This is a genomic window from Escherichia sp. KTE96 (assembly GCF_000408525.1).
In the GTDB taxonomy this organism is placed as follows: domain Bacteria; phylum Pseudomonadota; class Gammaproteobacteria; order Enterobacterales; family Enterobacteriaceae; genus Escherichia; species Escherichia marmotae.
Genome location: NZ_KE137149.1, coordinates 987,061 through 1,003,613, shown reverse-complemented (window position 1 = coordinate 1,003,613; position 16,553 = coordinate 987,061). Strand labels below are relative to the sequence as shown.

Annotated in this window: 12 protein-coding genes, 1 tRNA gene and 5 pseudogenes; 11 read left to right on the top strand and 7 right to left on the bottom strand. The window is 46.5% G+C overall.

All coding sequences use genetic code 11. The features are described from left to right. The first annotated feature begins 1,341 nt into the window (after window positions 1-1,341). The 7 genes and pseudogenes from nanC (at window position 1,342) to A1WG_RS0121915 (ending at window position 6,641) form a co-directional block, all read left to right on the top strand. Window positions 1,342-2,058 (top strand): N-acetylneuraminic acid outer membrane channel NanC, encoded by a 717-nt coding sequence (gene nanC, locus A1WG_RS09610; RefSeq protein WP_000709387.1) that lies wholly within the window; start codon window positions 1,342-1,344, stop codon window positions 2,056-2,058. A gap of 19 nt (window positions 2,059-2,077) precedes the next feature. Continuing rightward, window positions 2,078-3,184, top strand: coding sequence for an N-acetylneuraminate epimerase (locus A1WG_RS09615; RefSeq protein ID WP_001517668.1), 1,107 nt, complete (start codon window positions 2,078-2,080; stop codon window positions 3,182-3,184). Between the two features lie 64 nt (window positions 3,185-3,248). After that, entirely contained in the window at window positions 3,249-4,235 is a 987-nt protein-coding gene (locus A1WG_RS09620; RefSeq protein ID WP_001517667.1) for a sialate O-acetylesterase, read from the top strand. Continuing rightward, window positions 4,219-4,545: pseudogene (locus tag A1WG_RS09625) on the top strand (HNH endonuclease); the annotation flags it as partial. The gene A1WG_RS09620 and the pseudogene A1WG_RS09625, both read left to right, overlap by 17 nt. A 65-nt stretch (window positions 4,546-4,610) precedes the next feature. Continuing rightward, window positions 4,611-4,904 (top strand): annotated as a pseudogene (locus tag A1WG_RS09630) (autotransporter outer membrane beta-barrel domain-containing protein); the annotation flags it as partial. Window positions 4,905-5,010: 106 nt separating this feature from the next. Further along, window positions 5,011-5,604, top strand: coding sequence for a hypothetical protein (locus tag A1WG_RS09635; RefSeq protein ID WP_001517666.1), 594 nt, complete (start codon window positions 5,011-5,013; stop codon window positions 5,602-5,604). A gap of 464 nt (window positions 5,605-6,068) precedes the next feature. Further along, a pseudogene (locus A1WG_RS0121915) lies at window positions 6,069-6,641 on the top strand (phage polarity suppression protein). A 210-nt stretch (window positions 6,642-6,851) separates the two neighbouring features. Here the strand turns inward: A1WG_RS0121915 and A1WG_RS09640 are convergent. Next, entirely contained in the window at window positions 6,852-7,415 is a 564-nt protein-coding gene (locus A1WG_RS09640) for a PDDEXK family nuclease (protein ID WP_001517663.1), read from the bottom strand. Beyond that, window positions 7,412-7,648 carry a helix-turn-helix domain-containing protein gene (locus tag A1WG_RS23405; RefSeq protein ID WP_010376679.1) on the bottom strand — a complete coding sequence of 79 codons (237 nt, stop codon included), beginning with the start codon at window positions 7,646-7,648 and terminating at the stop codon, window positions 7,412-7,414. The genes A1WG_RS09640 and A1WG_RS23405 overlap by 4 nt, the downstream gene beginning before the upstream one ends. A gap of 55 nt (window positions 7,649-7,703) precedes the next feature. Between A1WG_RS23405 and A1WG_RS09645 the strand changes: the two genes are divergently transcribed. Then, window positions 7,704-8,678, top strand: coding sequence for a DNA-methyltransferase (locus A1WG_RS09645; protein ID WP_000141850.1), 975 nt, complete (start codon window positions 7,704-7,706; stop codon window positions 8,676-8,678). A 75-nt stretch (window positions 8,679-8,753) separates the two neighbouring features. Here A1WG_RS09645 and A1WG_RS0121905 read toward each other — a convergent pair. Next, a pseudogene (locus A1WG_RS0121905) lies at window positions 8,754-10,012 on the bottom strand (tyrosine-type recombinase/integrase). Window positions 10,013-10,164: 152 nt separating this feature from the next. Continuing rightward, window positions 10,165-10,249, bottom strand: a tRNA-Leu gene (locus A1WG_RS09650). A gap of 195 nt (window positions 10,250-10,444) precedes the next feature. Here A1WG_RS09650 and A1WG_RS09655 point away from each other — a divergent pair. Together A1WG_RS09655 and A1WG_RS09660 are read left to right on the top strand one after the other, a co-directional pair. Next, a pseudogene (locus A1WG_RS09655) lies at window positions 10,445-10,672 on the top strand (alcohol dehydrogenase catalytic domain-containing protein); the annotation flags it as partial. 157 nt (window positions 10,673-10,829) lie between these two features. Then, the gene (locus A1WG_RS09660) at window positions 10,830-12,332 is read left to right on the top strand and encodes a helicase HerA-like C-terminal domain-containing protein (protein ID WP_001294846.1); all 1,503 of its coding nucleotides are present in this window, start codon (window positions 10,830-10,832) and stop codon (window positions 12,330-12,332) included. Window positions 12,333-12,482: 150 nt separating this feature from the next. Here the strand turns inward: A1WG_RS09660 and lptG are convergent, their stop codons facing one another. From lptG to ytgA, 3 genes are all read right to left on the bottom strand, one after another. Beyond that, a complete protein-coding gene (lptG, locus tag A1WG_RS09665; protein ID WP_001182249.1) occupies window positions 12,483-13,565 on the bottom strand; it encodes an LPS export ABC transporter permease LptG in 1,083 nt (360 codons plus the stop codon). Then, complete coding sequence (lptF, locus tag A1WG_RS09670) at window positions 13,565-14,665, bottom strand: LPS export ABC transporter permease LptF (RefSeq protein ID WP_000584138.1); 1,101 nt, start codon at window positions 14,663-14,665, stop codon at window positions 13,565-13,567. Before lptF ends, lptG begins: the two co-directional genes overlap by 1 nt. 62 nt (window positions 14,666-14,727) lie before the next feature. Further along, a complete protein-coding gene (gene ytgA / locus A1WG_RS24980; RefSeq protein WP_211180521.1) occupies window positions 14,728-14,778 on the bottom strand; it encodes a protein YtgA in 51 nt (16 codons plus the stop codon). Window positions 14,779-14,931: 153 nt separating this feature from the next. Here ytgA and pepA point away from each other — a divergent pair, with 153 nt between their 5' ends. Continuing rightward, the gene (pepA, locus tag A1WG_RS09675) at window positions 14,932-16,443 is read left to right on the top strand and encodes a leucyl aminopeptidase (RefSeq protein WP_000397162.1); all 1,512 of its coding nucleotides are present in this window, start codon (window positions 14,932-14,934) and stop codon (window positions 16,441-16,443) included. Window positions 16,444-16,553 lie beyond the last annotated feature (110 nt).

Sequence of the window (16,553 nt, the reverse complement as noted above, 5' to 3'; positions counted from 1 at the left end):
TTTGAATGAACTAAAATGGAGTGGCGATAGTTACTTATAATAACTTTGCCATACAAACGCTATATGCTCTTGTATGCTATGTTCATTAATATATTTATCAGCGTAAGACGAAATCCAATAATAAACCTCATGATCAATATAACTATTCTTATCTATATATCATGTGATATCTTCTGTAACAAGCAAATCATCATAAAAATTTAATATTGCTTCTGTCAGCCATCTCACACATAACATTATTAGTCAACTCTGTTTTTCCGCATAATTGCTATTTCATAGAAACCGGTAATTTTCAGGTGGCTATTATCATGCTAATGCTTAGTTTCCTAGCCATTATTATCCTTTGGTTCGTAAACTCATGCTGTGAGGTTGTTACATCCCTTTTTCATACTGTGTATTTCCCGGAGATATGAGGAAAGCCAGGACACGCTTTTTCCATCTGCATTCGTTGCTAAAGATAGCTTTGGTCACTACGACTTAAACCTTCCTGACTCACAGCTATTCGCCGGGTGATACGGCAACAAACGGATTGAAACATCATCCTGAAAATACCGATGCGTGCTGAACATCAACAAGCCTGCCCGGAACAACTCCGGGAGTTCCCAGCTACGTGCCACAAAGCAGGAAACATATTTCATGATGAGAATTATGCCCAGTCTGATGGCGGATAGACACTTATCTTTACCATGCCCGCTGAGTTATCTTGCAAATCGCCTCCTGTTTGAACTAAAAATAAATAACATATAAAACAAATAATTAAAGAAAAACCTTTGGTTTATGAAGAGCTCCGCAAGTGGTCATCTGGCTTCACATAGCATCTTCTTCTTAGAAAAATATCGACATATTTTGTGACACGAATTGCAAATCTGGTTTTGTTGTATGGATTGTGTGATTTTTGATCTGGTATAACAGGTATAAAGGTTCACCAAGACAGTAAATGAAGCTGGGCATCTCGCAATCTATGACAAACATCACTTCAGTTCTTTCTCATCGGGTGATGAAAACGCACTTCAGTCTGAAAGGAGTATGAAAATGAGATCAACAAACAATCTATTTTATGACTCTGGGTAAAATGGATTGAGTAAGTGATATAGCTTACGAACATTCAAATCAATTAAACATCAGAAGAGATTTTATACTCAGGTATTTAATCTGGTCCTCTGTATATTTAAATAATGTGGAAAGTGAATTTTCACAGGAGACCTTATACAAAAAATATAAAATACAGCTATCCGCTGCCAAAGACACTATAAGCCTGGCAAAAAATATTACACGACATAAATGCTAATTGTTTATGCGGGCTTTGTATTACTTTCTGTATCCTACAAATGAGTGAAATTTATGAAAAAGGCTAAAATACTTTCTGGCGTATTATTACTCTGCTTTTCGTCGCCATTAATTTCTCAGGCTGCAACACTGGACGTCCGTGGTGGATATCGTAGTGGGAGCCATGCTTATGAAACTCGACTCAAAGTCAGTGAGGGATGGCAAAATGGATGGTGGGCAAGTCTTGAAAGTAATACCTGGAACACTATTCATGATAATAAAAAAGAAAATGCCGCACTCAATGATGTTCAGGTCGAAGTTAATTACGCAATAAAACTTGATGATCAATGGACTGTGCGCCCGGGAATGTTAACCCATTTTAGCAGCAACGGTACACGCTACGGACCTTACGTAAAACTGTCCTGGGATGCGACAAAAGATCTCAATTTTGGCATTCGCTATCGTTACGACTGGAAAGCCTACCGACAGCAAGACTTATCCGGCGATATGTCTCGTGATAACGTTCATCGTTGGGATGGATATGTCACTTACCATATTAATAGTGATTTCACCTTCGCCTGGCAAACAACGCTATACAGCAAACAAAACGATTATCGCTATGCAAACCATAAGAAATGGGCGACGGAAAATGCATTTGTTCTACAATACCATATGACGCCAGATATTACGCCATACATAGAATATGACTACCTTGACCGTCAGGGTGTTTACAACGGTAGAGATAATTTATCTGAAAACAGTTATCGCATTGGTGTGTCATTTAAACTGTAGTAGACAGGAGACAGTCACAATGAATAAAAAAATAATGGCACTTGCTATCATAATGGCTTCATTTGCCGCAAACGCGTCTGTATTACCAGAAACCCCTGTGCCTTTTAAAAGCGGTACTGGAGTGATTGATAACAACACAGTCTACATTGGTTTAGGTAGCGCAGGAGCAGCATGGTACAAGCTGGATACGCAAGCCAAAGATAAGAAATGGATAGCCCTGGCGGAATTCCCGGCTGGCCCGAGAGATCAAGCAACCTCTGCATTTATTGATGGTAATTTGTATGTATTTGGCGGTGTTGGTAAAAACAGAGATGGGTTAACTCAGGTGTTCAACGACGTACACAAATATAATCCCGAAACCAATACCTGGGTTAAATTGATGTCACACGCACCGATGGGCATGGCGGGTCATGTGACTTTTGTACACAACGGCAAGGCTTATGTTACTGGCGGTGTTAACCAGAATATCTTCAATGGCTATTTTGAAGATCTCAATGAGGCTGGAAAAGATTCAAAGACTATAGATAAAATCAACGCCAACTATTTTGACAAAAAAGCAGAAGATTATTTCTTCAATAAGTTTCTGTTGTCTTTTGAGCCCTCTACACAGCAATGGAGTTATGCTGGTGAATCTCCCTGGTACGGTACGGCTGGAGCGGCGGTAGCAAATAAAGGTGATAAAACCTGGCTTATTAATGGCGAGGCAAAACCAGGATTGCGAACTGATGCTGTATTTGAGCTTGATTTCACCAGCAATAACATAAAATGGAATAAACTTTCTCCCGTCGCCTCACCGGATGGCGTAGCTGGCGGTTTTGCTGGTATTAGCAATGACTCTCTTATATTTGCCGGAGGAGCCGGATTTAAAGGTTCACGGGAAAATTACCAGAACGGTAAGAACTATGCGCATGAAGGCCTGAAAAAATCGTATAGCGCTGATATTCATCTTTGGCATAACGGGAAATGGGAGAAATCTGGCGAACTGTCGCAAGGTAGGGCCTACGGAGTATCATTACCCTGGAATAATAGCTTATTGATTATTGGCGGTGAAACTACGGGCGGCAAAGCTGTGGCGGATTCAGTGTTACTCTCTGTGAAAGATAATAAAGTGACTGTGCAAAACTAACTTTTCAGGGCTCCAGTAAAGGAGCCCTGATATCAATTCATCATTTTAATTACGCGACATTTATATGAACGCAATAATATCGCCCGATTATTACTATGTTCTTACCGTTGCCGGTCAGTCTAATGCTATGGCGTATGGCGAAGGACTCCCGTTACCAGACAGTGAAGATGCGCCTCATCCCAGAATAAAACAACTGGCGAGATTCACTCAGACGCATCCCGGTGGCCCGTTATGTCAATTTAATGACATTATTCCACTGACTCACTGCCCACACGATGTCCAGGATATGCAGGGTTATCACCATCCTCTGGCAACGAATTATCAAACACAGTACGGCACCGTTGGCCAGGCACTACATATTGCGCGGAAATTACTGCCCTTCATTCCTGATAATGCAGGCGTTCTTATCGTTCCCTGTTGCCGTGGTGGATCGGCTTTTACCACGGGCAGCGAAGGGACATATTCAGAACAGCACGGAGCCAGCCATGATTCATGTCGTTGGGGAGCGGATACTCCGCTGTATCAGGATTTAGTCAACAGAACACGAATGGCACTGTCAAAGAATCCGCAGAATAAATTCCTCGGCGTATGCTGGATGCAGGGCGAATTTGACTTAATGACCAGTGACTACGCGTTACATCCTCAATACTTTAATCATATGGTTGAAGCCTTCCGTGAGGATTTGAAACAGTATCGTTCTCAGCTTAATAATATTGCTGCCGCTCCGTGGTTTTGCGGCGATACCACCTGGTACTGGAAAGAAAATTACCCTCATGCGTATGAAACGATTTATGGCAATTATAAAAATAATGCCTTAGCCAATATTATTTTCGTCGGCTTCCAGCAACAAGGTGAAAGAGGGCTGACGAACGAGCCAGATGAAGATCCGGACGATTTTAGCACGGGATATTACGGTTCAGCGTACCGAACACCAGAAAACTGGACGACGGTGCTACGCAGCAGTCATTTCAGCTCAGCAGCCCGTCGGGGGATTATTTCTGACAAATTTGTTGAAGCTATTTTACGGTATTGGTGCGAAAGGTGGCTTTAATATGCGCCACGATGACACCACCGTCGCGCTGGAAGCGGCGCATATAAAATGGAAACAGCACGGCGGCCCTTGTGAAATCCCCAATGGTCTGGCGCTTTGCGCAATTCACCATAAAGCCTTTGATAAAGGATCGATTGGCCTGGATGAAAATATGCGGGTACTGGTCTCGGATGCGGTAAACGGCGGAGGGATCGTTGAGAAACTATTCTGGGATTTTGACGGGAAAACTATTGCGTTGCCGCAGGTGCGTAAAAATTACCCTTTTGAGGGGTTTGTGGAGTGGCATCGGAAAGAGGTTTTTAGGGGGTGAGGTTTGCTGTAAATAGACCCGTTTTAGTTCCATGCATTTTTTGAGCTCCCGGCACTGCTAAATCCGCGCTGGGGCAAGTTGGGTTTAGGTTGCGCCAGAAGATGGCAACTCATCATGGTATGCAGTTCGTTCCATGGCTGAGAGTCACACTGGAGCAAGAGTTTGTACATAACAATCCGGCCAAAGTTAATGATGATAATTTCAATAACGATATTGCCGGAACAAGAGGAAGTTGCCAGGCTGGCATCAGCGCGGCTACCACGCCGCACACACATATTTACGCCAGCATAAATTATGAGAAAGGTGATGGGGTGGAATCGCCATGGACTGGAAACATTGGCTTTAATTATAGTTTCTAATATGGCATTTCATGTTTATATCAATTCCTATATATCCATTGCTTTTACAATCAAATGAGAACACCATTCATTATCTTAACAATAGAGATGAAGTCAGGAGACAGCCATGTCATTGCTAGAGTCATTTGGGAAAGTATTAATTATATTGCTTGAAGCATTTTTAGGGAAACGCAAAGGTCAGGAGGAAGCACATATTAATTTTTTAAATGAATATACGAAAGAAAACTGCAACCATCGTTTGGTAGAATATTGGTTTTGTCAGCTCACAGGATGGCGTTACGCAAAGTACCAGGATATTGTTTTTATAATGATCTCATCCGACCCATCAAAAATATTGTATATGGCTAAAGGCATTAATTACATTGCCCGTACAGTGGAATTTATTGATAGTGGAGAATGCAAACTATCCTATAGATATAAAGAAACGAAAAAGAATACATTCCTCTTTTTGTTCATATCATTCATGATCATTTTCTTCATATTAATTGCCTGGATGGTATCCTCTGTAATATCTCTGATAACACATCATCATGATGTCATATTAATGGCTATAAATATTTCATCGATAATAGCAGGTGCGATTTTTATCATGTGCTTTGCATTCTTCATTCATGCAATAACAATGGAGTTTTTTGCCTTTGAAAAGGCAGAGCATTTTGTAAAATCTTACAATGCAGAAAGAGCATCATCAGGTCGTTAATGTTTGCCTCTATATTAATGCTACTGCTATCGCCACCTATTAATATCTGCCAATCAATAGGCAAAAAGGTGATACCAGTGGCATCAAAATTTCAGCCAAACAATCTTTGTAAGACGAAGATCTCTGATTTAGCACTGCACTGATTTTGGGCCAGAGTCAATTTGGCCGGGATCTCAAAAAATGCATGGAACTAAAACGGGTCTATTTACAACCGGACTGTCAGCGGCAACACTCCCGCACATGGATTATGAGGTGGCAGGCACACCGGCACAGCGCAAGGTGTGGCAGGACAAAATAGACCAGCAGGCAGCAGAGCTTAAGGCCAGAGGACTGCTGTCATGATGCGCTGCCATTTCTGTCGTCATTCTGCGCATACCCGCACCGGCAAGCACAGCACCGGCTGTTGTCCGAAAAGTTAAAGGCTGTTACAGCTCACCATTCAACCATTAATCAGGAGACGGGGTATGACTACAATGTCATTACAGCAGGCTTTTGAGGTCTGCCAGAATAATAAAGCGGCATGGCTTCAGCGCAAAAATGAACTAGCGGCAGCCGAACAGGAATATCTGCGGCTTCTGTCCGGGGAAGGCAGGAATGTCAGCCGGCTGGACGAATTACGCAATATTATCGAAGTCAGAAAATGGCTGGTGAATCAGGCCGCCGGTCGTTATATTCGTTCGCATGAAGCCGTTCAGCACATCAGCATCTGCGACCGGCTGAATGATTTTATGCAGCAGCACGGCACAGCACTGGCGGCCGCACTGGCACCGGAGCTGATGGGCTACAGTGAGCTGACGGCCGTTGCCCGAAACTGAGCCATACAGCGTGCCACAGATGCCCTGCGTGAAGCCCTCCTGTCCTGGCTTGCGAAGGGTGAAAAAATTAATTATTCCGCACAGGATAGCGACATTTTAACGGCTATCGGATTCAGGCCTGACGAGGCTTCGGTGGATGACAGCCGTGAAAAATTCACTCCTGCGCAGAACATAATTTTTTCCCGTAAAAGTGCAGAACTGGCATCACGTCAGTCTGTGTAAAATTCCCCGAAAATCCGCCTGTTTTTACTGAAAAAAGCCATGCTTCGATAAGGTGCATGGCTTTGCATGCGTTTTCCCGCCTCATTTCCTGCAGATCACGCCGCACCCGGCGCGGCCTGAGCGTGTCAGTGCAACTGCATTAAAACCGCTCCGCAAAGCGGGCGGGCGAGGCGGGGAAAGCACTGCGCGCTGCAAATTAATACTAGCTTATTAAGCATCCGCTTCAAATCCGCCAAGATCGATTTGCTCTTCGATTTCAGGAGTCCAAAGTAATTCTTCTGGCGTAGCGTTTGACCAAAGCAATTTACCATTCTCGATAACATACTTAACCGGTATTTTAGGATTGTTTATGTCTTTACCATCTCTTTCATGCCATTGTCTCTCCCATTTATCATAGAAGACTTCCAAATCACCGGGCATGAGTAAATAAACTGAACGGATAGTGATATTACTATAAATTGCGAACACCCATGGAACCTGCCTATATTTCGCAATTATTGTTGGATTCATATGATGGTGAGTTGAAAAACTTTTAGTTAACTCAACATTAACTGATTTTAATTCAAACTCAGTACCAGTAACATCTACTGCATCATTACCTTCTCGCCCAGGAAGAACTTTAAGACTGAGAAGTAAAAGAACTTGCAGGAGTTTCCCTCCGTTATCTTGGAATATATCATTGATTCCGTGCTTATTAGCTAACCGTTGATATTCTTCAACCTGAGGCCAAAGCGCAATTAAATTTGACCAATCTTGATGCAACTCAAATTTCATACCTGATTATTCTCCAACAGGGAACTGGGAGAGACGCCAAGGGCTGAAGCAATTCGGTCGATATTATCAATGGAAATATTTCTTTCACATCGCTCTACTGATCCGATGTAAGTTCTATGCAAGCCTGCTAAGTCAGCCAAGGCTTCTTGAGACAACCCTTGTCTCTCCCTTAACTTTCTGATGTTATGGGCAAAAATCACTCTTGCTCTTGAGGGGTTTATCTTTCGTTCCATTCGCGAGACAATGCAGCCTTGATGACAATAGATCTACAGACTATGAGTAGCAGTTATGACATTTGACAATAAAAAACCTGCGTACAAAACAGATTTGGGTGCAATGTACATTGCTGACTCGCTTGAAATGCTTAAATCGATGCCAGACAACAGCTTAAATTTAGTGATGACAAGCCCACCTTTCGCATTACAGCGTAAGAAAGAATATGGTAATCACGATCAAGAACAGTACATCGATTGGTTTTTAAAATTCGGCGAGCTGATTTTTAAAAAGCTAAAAGATGATGGTAGCTTTGTCGTCGATTTTGGTGGTGCTTACATGAAAGGAGTGCCTGTTAGAAGTGTCTACAACTTCCGGGTTTTGATCAGGATGATTGATGAGGTTGGGTTCCATCTGGCTGAGGACTTCTATTGGTTTAACCCTTCAAAACTACCAAGTCCTATTGAGTGGGTTAACAAAAGAAAGCTGCGTGTTAAAGATTCTGTTAACACAATTTGGTGGTTTAGCAAAACCGAATGGCCAAAGTCAGATATAACTAAAGTTCTTGTTCCCTATAGTGATAGGATGAAAAAACTTATTGAAGACCCTAATAAATATTATTCCCCCAAAATGCGTCCATCAGGACATGATATAAGCAGCAGCTTTGGCAAAGATAATGGCGGTGCTATACCTCCAAATTTATTGCAAATTCCCAACTCCGAATCTAACGGTGGATATTTATCGAGTTGTAAAAAAATTGGCGTTAAGGGGCATCCAGCACGATTCCCATCTAAATTGCCGGAGTTTTTCATTACAATGTTAACAGAACCGGGTGATCTTGTTGTAGATATTTTTGGCGGTTCAAATACAACTGGAAGTGTTGCTGAACGATTAAAACGCAAATGGCTTTCATTTGAAATATTACCTGAATATGTAGCCGCATCTGTATTTAGATTTACAGATAAAAATACAAGTCAAGATATACTTCAAGAGATGTATGACACTATATTAAATGGAAATACACTCGATTTATGCGCCAAAGAGAAATAAGGTCAAATCGTAGTTAGCTAATTCGTAAAGAAAGCCAGTCATAGAGTCAGATTGGCTTTCTATCAGCATAAATAATTAAGCATGAAGTTTTGCGTAGTCAAATGGACTAATAGGTTTAATCTTGTTTGCATCAAGATAATCAGCCCACCATTGAACCATTAATCGCCTTTCATCCAAATGTTCAGGGGTATGAATATAAGCTGCCCTAACACTATTACGCTCAGAATGACTCAACTGACGTTCTATCGCGTCATCACTCCATAGCCCCGACTCCCCCAACGCACCACGTGCCATATTCCTAAAACCATGACCACAGACTTCCGTTTTTGTGTCATATCCCATCGCACGCAATGCATTGTTTACCGTATTTTCACTCATAACCTTAGCTGCGTCATGATCTCCCGGGAAAAGAAGCTCTTTATCACCACTAATCTGCTCAAGCTGTACTAACAACATCATCGCCTGCTGGCTAAGTGGAACTATATGCTCCTCTTTCATTTTCATGCCGCGATACGAGTAACGCACACCTTTAATTTCTTCACGTTTTGCCGGAATACGCCAAATAGCGTTATCAAAATCAAATTCTTTCCAACGAGCAAAACGCAATTCGCTTGAACGAACAAAAGTTAGTAAAGAAAGCTCAACCGCAATTTTCGTCATCATACGACCACGATATGCAGCAAGACGCGCCAAGAACTCAGGGAAACGATGTGAGGGTAGCGCCGGATAGTGCCGCATTTTAGATGTCGATAACGCTCCAGCCATATCACTTGCAGGATTCGAGTCTATATAATCGTTCTGTACGGCATAGCGCATAATAGTAGTGACACGTTGCTGAAGACGCTGCGCTACATCATGCTTACCACTGGCATCAACTTTTTTATCGGAGCTAGAAGATGACTAGTTTTAAGCTGTCGGATATCAGACGAGCCAATATAAGGGAAGATATAAAGCTCTAGATAGCGAAGAACGCGCCCCCGATGATCCTCGCTCCAACGTTTGTTGCTGGCATGCCATTCACGGGTAATAGTTTCAAAATTATAAGTACCAGCATTCTCTGCTTGGGCCTCTTTTCGTACTGCTTTTGGATCTATGCCGTGTGCCAGCAACTTTTTCGCTTCATCCCTTCTCGTTCTAGCTTCAGCAAGCGTCACGGTCGGCCAAACACCAAAAGCAAGACGATCCTCTTTTTTGTCGGAGGGGCGTCTGTATTTCATACGCCAATATTTAGAGCCTTTGATAGAAACCTCAAGATACAAACCGCCACCATCAGCCATTTTGTAGGTTTTGTCTTTTAGCTTTGCGGTCTCGACTTGTCTGGCGTTGAGCTTCATTTTGGGGGCACATTTCTAATCGAAGTTAAGATGCCCCCAATGATATCCGGATTTCAACGGACTACCTCGGAAGAGGTAGGACGTAAAAATCGCTGCAAGCATTGATTTTAAAGGGATATTTGGACTTTCTCGGATGGTCTTGGAAGTACTAATGGTGCCGAAGGCCGGACTCGAACCGGCACGTATTTCTACGGTTGATTTTGAATCAACTGCGTCTACCGATTTCGCCACTTCGGCACTGAAGAGGTATGCGGAAAACGTTGTGGATTATACCTGTCACGCGCCGCCATGCAAGCGTCAGCTTGCACCCACTTTGCTAAGTGCTGAAAATTTCAGCACCATTCTCAGTAATGTGTAACCTTTGTCACACTCCAGGCCTCCCGCCCGACCATACTCTACACTTCCCGGGCAATACCAGAGAAGGGCAAAAGCATGTCGATGATAAAAAGCTATGCTGCAAAAGAGGCTGGCGGGGAACTGGAGCTCTATGAGTACGATCCCGGTGAACTGAAGCCACAAGACGGCGAAGTACAGGTGGATTACTGCGGGATTTGCCATTCTGGCCTGTCGATGCTCGACAACAAGTGGGGATTCTCACAGTACCCACTGGTTGCCTGTCATGAAGTGATTGGTCGCGTGGTTGCGCTGGGTAGCGCCGCGTAAGATAAAGGTTTGCAAATCAGTCAGCGTGTCGACCTCTGATCGCTCTGCCGGGTCACTTCTACCGGCCTTTAAGATATCTCGCAATCGGCTGAATTTAGTGGTGAAAAGCGCTCAACCGTGTCTATACTCCAGGCAGGGAACTGGAGGAAATCTCATGAGCGAACCGCGTTTAATTGCCCGCACGCCGGACACAGAACTGTTTTTACTACCCGCTATGGCTAACCGTCACGGACTGATTACTGGCGCAACAGGGACAGGTAAAACTGTCACGCTGCAAAAACTGGCGGAATCTCTGTCAGAAATCGGCGTTCCGGTATTTATGGCCGATGTAAAAGGTGATTTGACCGGGGTTGCGGCAGAAGGTACTACCTCGGAAAAACTGCTCGCTCGGTTGAAAAATATCGGCGTCAACGACTGGCAGCCACATGCGAATCCAGTAGTTGTGTGGGATATTTTTGGTGAGAAAGGTCATCCAGTACGGGCAACGGTCTCGGATCTGGGACCGCTGTTGCTTGCACGGCTGTTAAATCTCAACGACGTGCAATCCGGCGTGCTGAATATCATCTTCCGTATTGCCGACGATCAGGGACTATTGTTACTCGACTTTAAAGATCTCCGGGCGATTACCCAATATATCGGTGATAACGCCAAATCATTCCAGAATCAGTACGGTAATATCAGTAGCGCATCGGTTGGCGCCATCCAGCGCGGATTACTGACGCTGGAACAGCAAGGGGCGACGCATTTCTTTGGTGAGCCGATGCTGGATATCAAAGACTGGATGCGTACCGATGCTAACGGTAAAGGTGTTATCAATATTCTTAGCGCCGAAAAGCTCTACCAGATGCCAAAACTGTACGCCGCCAGCCTGCTGTGGATGCTTTCTGAGTTGTATGAGCAACTGCCAGAAGCAGGCGATTTGGATAAACCGAAACTGGTATTTTTCTTCGACGAAGCGCATCTGCTGTTCAACGATGCACCGCAGGTGTTGCTGGATAAGATTGAACAGGTAATAAGACTTATCCGCTCGAAAGGTGTGGGCGTCTGGTTTGTTTCGCAAAACCCGTCTGATATCCCTGACAACGTGCTTGGGCAGTTGGGAAATCGCGTTCAGCACGCTCTGCGCGCCTTCACGCCGAAAGACCAGAAAGCGGTGAAGACGGCGGCGCAAACCATGCGTCCCAATCCGGCATTTGATACGGAAAAGGCGATTCAGGAACTAGGAACCGGCGAAGCGTTGATCTCTTTTCTGGATGCGAAAGGAAGTCCTTCTGTGGTAGAGCGTGCGATGGTGATCGCGCCTTGTTCACGGATGGGGCCGGTAACGGAAGATGAGCGTAACGGCCTGATTAATCACTCTCCGGTGTATGGCAAGTATGAAGATGACGTAGACCGGGAATCCGCCTATGAGATGCTGCAAAAAGGTGTGCAGGCCAGTACCGAACAGCAAAATAACCCTCCTGCCAAAGGGAAAGAGATAAGTGAAGATGACGGTATTCTGGGTGGGTTGAAGGATATTTTGTTTGGCACTACCGGACCGCGCGGCGGGAAGAAAGATGGCGTGGTACAGACTATGGCGAAAAGCGCCGCCCGTCAGGTGACGAACCAGATTATACGCGGGGTGCTGGGGAGTTTGCTGGGGGGAAGAAGAAGGTAAGTCAGGTGCGATTTATCTTCGCCTGATGCGGCGCTGGCGCGTCTTATCAGGCCTACACCACTGCAATATATTGATTTTTCAGGCATGAACGAAACACACTTTGCTGACAATAATAAAGGGAGCTTATGCTCCCTTTATTCGTTCATCAAGTTACGATTTTCTCATTAACAGCCACAGGCTGATTAAGAAGAAGCTGGCGCTTGGCAACAGTGCGCCGATGATCGGCGGGATACCGTAAACCAGCGTCAGTGGGCCGAAGATCTGATCCAGCACGTAGAACACAAAGCCGAAGCTGATACCGGTGACCACCCGTACCCCCATCGGCACGCTGCGCAGTGGACCGAAGATGAACGACAGCGCCATCAACATCATCACCGCGACAGAAAGCGGCTGGAAGATTTTGCTCCACATATTGAGCTGATAACGTCCGGCGTCCTGGCCACTCGACTTCAGATACTTCACGTAGTTGTGTAAACCACTAATGGAGAGAGCATCCGGATCCAGCGCTACAACGCCCAGTTTGTCCGGCGTGAGGTTGGTTTTCCAGGTACCGCTCACGGTCTGCGAACCGGTTATCTGTTTGGGATTGGTCAGGTCAGATTCATCAACCTGCGAGAGACGCCAGACTTTATGTTCCGGGTCAAACTTCGCGGAAGCAGCATAGCGAACGGATTGCAGACGACGATTCTCGTTGAAGGCATAAATACTGATGCCACCTAACTCTTCATCGCCTTTTACTCGTTCAATATAGACAAAGTTGTCGCCATCTTTCGCCCATAAACCTTGCTGGGTAGAGAGCAACGAGCCGCCGTACATCGCCTGCGCACGGTAGTTACGCGCCATCTGTTCGCCCTGCGGCGCGACCCACTCGCCAATCGCCATGGTCAACAAGACCAGTGGAATGGCGGTTTTCATCACTGACAGCGCCACCTGCATACGGGTAAAACCAGAAGCCTGCATCACCACCAGTTCGCTGCGTTGTGCCAGCATCCCCAGTCCGAGCAACGCGCCCAGCAAGGCCGCCATCGGGAAGAAGATTTGCACATCTTTCGGCACGCTCAGCAGGGTATACATCCCCGCGCCTAACGCGTCGTAGCTCCCCTGCCCGGCTTTTTTCAACTGATCGACAAACTTGATAATGCCGGAAAGCGACACCAGCATGAACAGCGTCATCATGATGGTGGTGAAAATAGTTTTACCGATATAGCGGTCAAGTACACCAAAGGGTTGCATTATACCGCTCCTTTACGCGTAAAACTGGCGCGCAGACGGCGGACCGGCACCGTATCCCAAAGGTTGAGAACAATCGCCAAAGCCAGATAAATCAGGTTTACGGTCCACATCCACAGCGTCGGATCCAACTTACCTTTACCGCCGTTCGATTTCAGCGAGGTCTGGATCAGGAAGAAAAGCAGATACAGCAACATGGCCGGTAGCATCGACAGGACACGCCCCTGACGCGGGTTAACCACGCTCAGAGGCACAACCATGAGCGCCATCATAAACACGGTGAATACCAAAGTGATACGCCAGTTCAGTTCCGCGCGGGCACGATCGGTGTCAGTGTTCCACAGTGTGCGCATGTCCATCTGGTCAGTATCGTTCGGGTCCAGCGCTACCGCCTGATGACCGATGATCGCCTGATAATCCTGGAAGTCCGTAATGCGGAAATCACGCAGCAGTGCAGTGCCTTCGAAGCGCGTTCCCTGATTGAGGGTCACGACCTGAGAGCCATCTCGCAACTGAGTTAAATGTCCGGAATCGGCCACCACCACGGAAGGACGCGCATTACCTTTTGGTCGAATTTGCGCGAGGAACACATCTTTGAAATCGCTACCGTCAACACTTTCGATGAACAGCACCGAGCTGCCATTCGTCGCTTGCTGGAACTGACCTTGCGCCAGCGCCGCCATGCCGGGGTTAGCTTTCGCTTCCGCTAACACTTCATCCTGATGGCGCGATGACCACGGTCCTGCCCACATAACGTTAACCGCCGCGACAATCGCCGTGAATACCGCGAGAACCATCGCCGCTTTGACCAGAACCGCTTTGCTCAGGCCACAGGCATGCATTACCGTAATTTCACTTTCGGTATACAGTTTACCCAACGTCATCAGCAGCCCGAGGAACAGGCTTAATGGCAGGATAAGCTGCGCCATTTCCGGCACGCCCAACCCAAGAAGGGAGAGCACCAGGTTCGCCGGAATGTCGCCGTCAACCGCCGCGCCGAGGATCCTCACTAACTTTTGACAGAAGAAGATCAAAAGCAAGATGAAGAGTATCGCCAACTGGCTTTTGAGCGTCTCCCGAACCAGATATCTTATGATTATCACTTTAAATACGCCCGTAAAAACTCGTCTTTTGCAGGATTTTAGCTTGTTTCATGGCTTAAACGTCATTTATTCTCTTGAGTCGTCGAAATCGTCGCTAAGATAATTATACTCAACGGATTCGCCCCTCAGATTTTGTTCTGACGTGCCAATGCCGTAATAACGTTAAGATTAACACGAAGTCATCGCAACAGCGGACATGAGTTACGAAAGCTTGCAATTCTATCTGTAGCCACCGCCGTTGTCTTTAAGATTCAGGAGCGTAGTGCATGGAGTTTAGTGTAAAAAGCGGTAGCCCGGAGAAACAGCGGAGTGCCTGCATCGTCGTGGGCGTCTTCGAACCACGTCGCCTTTCTCCGATTGCAGAACAGCTCGATAAGATCAGTGATGGGTACATCAGCGCCCTGCTACGCCGGGGCGAACTGGAAGGAAAACCGGGGCAGACCCTGTTGCTGCACCATGTGCCAAATGTGCTCTCCGAGCGCATCCTCCTTATTGGTTGTGGCAAAGAACGTGAGCTGGATGAGCGCCAGTATAAGCAGGTTATTCAGAAAACCATTAATACACTGAATGATACTGGCTCAATGGAAGCGGTCTGCTTCCTGACTGAACTGCACGTCAAAGGCCGCAATAACTACTGGAAAGTGCGTCAGGCTGTCGAGACGGCAAAAGAGACGCTATACAGTTTTGATCAACTAAAAACGAATAAGACCGAGCCGCGTCGTCCGCTGCGTAAAATGGTGTTCAACGTACCGACTCGCCGTGAACTTACCAGTGGTGAGCGTGCGATCCAGCACGGTCTGGCGATTGCCGCAGGGATCAAAGCGGCGAAAGATCTCGGCAATATGCCGCCAAATATCTGTAACGCCGCCTACCTCGCCTCCCAGGCACGCCAGTTGGCTGACAGCTACAGCAAAAATGTCATCACCCGCGTTATCGGTGAACAGCAGATGAAAGAGCTGGGGATGCACTCCTATCTGGCGGTTGGTCAGGGTTCGCAGAACGAATCGCTGATGTCGGTGATTGAGTACAAAGGCAACGCGTCGGAAGATGCGCGCCCAATCGTGCTGGTCGGTAAAGGCTTAACCTTCGACTCCGGCGGTATCTCGATCAAGCCTTCCGAAGGCATGGATGAGATGAAGTACGATATGTGCGGCGCGGCGGCAGTTTACGGCGTGATGCGTATGGTCGCGGAGCTGCAACTGCCGATTAATGTTATCGGCGTGCTGGCAGGCTGCGAAAACATGCCTGGCGGTCGTGCCTATCGTCCGGGCGATGTGTTAACCACCATGTCCGGTCAAACCGTTGAAGTGCTGAATACCGACGCTGAAGGCCGTCTGGTGCTGTGCGATGTGTTAACTTATGTTGAGCGTTTTGAGCCAGAGGCGGTGATTGACGTGGCGACGTTGACGGGTGCTTGTGTGATCGCGCTGGGCCATCATATCACTGGCCTGATGGCGAACCACAACCCGCTGGCTCATGAGCTGATTGCCGCGTCTGAACAGTCTGGCGACCGCGCATGGCGTTTACCGCTGGGTGACGAGTACCAGGAACAGTTGGAGTCCAATTTTGCCGATATGGCGAACATTGGCGGGCGTCCTGGCGGGGCGATTACCGCAGGCTGTTTCCTGTCGCGCTTTACGCGTAAGTACAACTGGGCACACCTGGATATCGCGGGTACTGCGTGGCGTTCTGGTAAAGCAAAAGGCGCAACCGGCCGTCCGGTGGCGTTGCTGGCACAGTTCCTGTTGAACCGCGCCGGGTTTAACGGCGAAGAGTGATTGCATCAAGAATTATTGTTCTTGCCGGATGCGGCGTGAACGCCTTATCCGGCCTACACGCAGCACTGAACTCGTAGGCCTGATAAGACGCGACAGCGGCGCATCAGGCA

Excerpts from the sequence above, each read along its gene's own strand:
- A1WG_RS09640 (WP_001517663.1), bottom strand. The coding sequence starts at position 7,415 with ATGAAATTTGAGTTGCATCAAGATTGGTCAAATTTAATTGCGCTTTGG.
- A1WG_RS09645 (WP_000141850.1), top strand. The coding sequence starts at position 7,704 with ATGACATTTGACAATAAAAAACCTGCGTACAAAACAGATTTGGGTGCA.
- A1WG_RS09660 (WP_001294846.1), top strand. The coding sequence starts at position 10,830 with ATGAGCGAACCGCGTTTAATTGCCCGCACGCCGGACACAGAACTGTTT.
- A1WG_RS09620 (WP_001517667.1), top strand. The coding sequence starts at position 3,249 with ATGAACGCAATAATATCGCCCGATTATTACTATGTTCTTACCGTTGCC.
- A1WG_RS09635 (WP_001517666.1), top strand. The coding sequence starts at position 5,011 with ATGTCATTGCTAGAGTCATTTGGGAAAGTATTAATTATATTGCTTGAA.
- lptG (WP_001182249.1), bottom strand. The coding sequence starts at position 13,565 with ATGCAACCCTTTGGTGTACTTGACCGCTATATCGGTAAAACTATTTTC.
- pepA (WP_000397162.1), top strand. The coding sequence starts at position 14,932 with ATGGAGTTTAGTGTAAAAAGCGGTAGCCCGGAGAAACAGCGGAGTGCC.
- A1WG_RS09615 (WP_001517668.1), top strand. The coding sequence starts at position 2,078 with ATGAATAAAAAAATAATGGCACTTGCTATCATAATGGCTTCATTTGCC.
- A1WG_RS23405 (WP_010376679.1), bottom strand. The coding sequence starts at position 7,648 with ATGGAACGAAAGATAAACCCCTCAAGAGCAAGAGTGATTTTTGCCCAT.
- nanC (WP_000709387.1), top strand. The coding sequence starts at position 1,342 with ATGAAAAAGGCTAAAATACTTTCTGGCGTATTATTACTCTGCTTTTCG.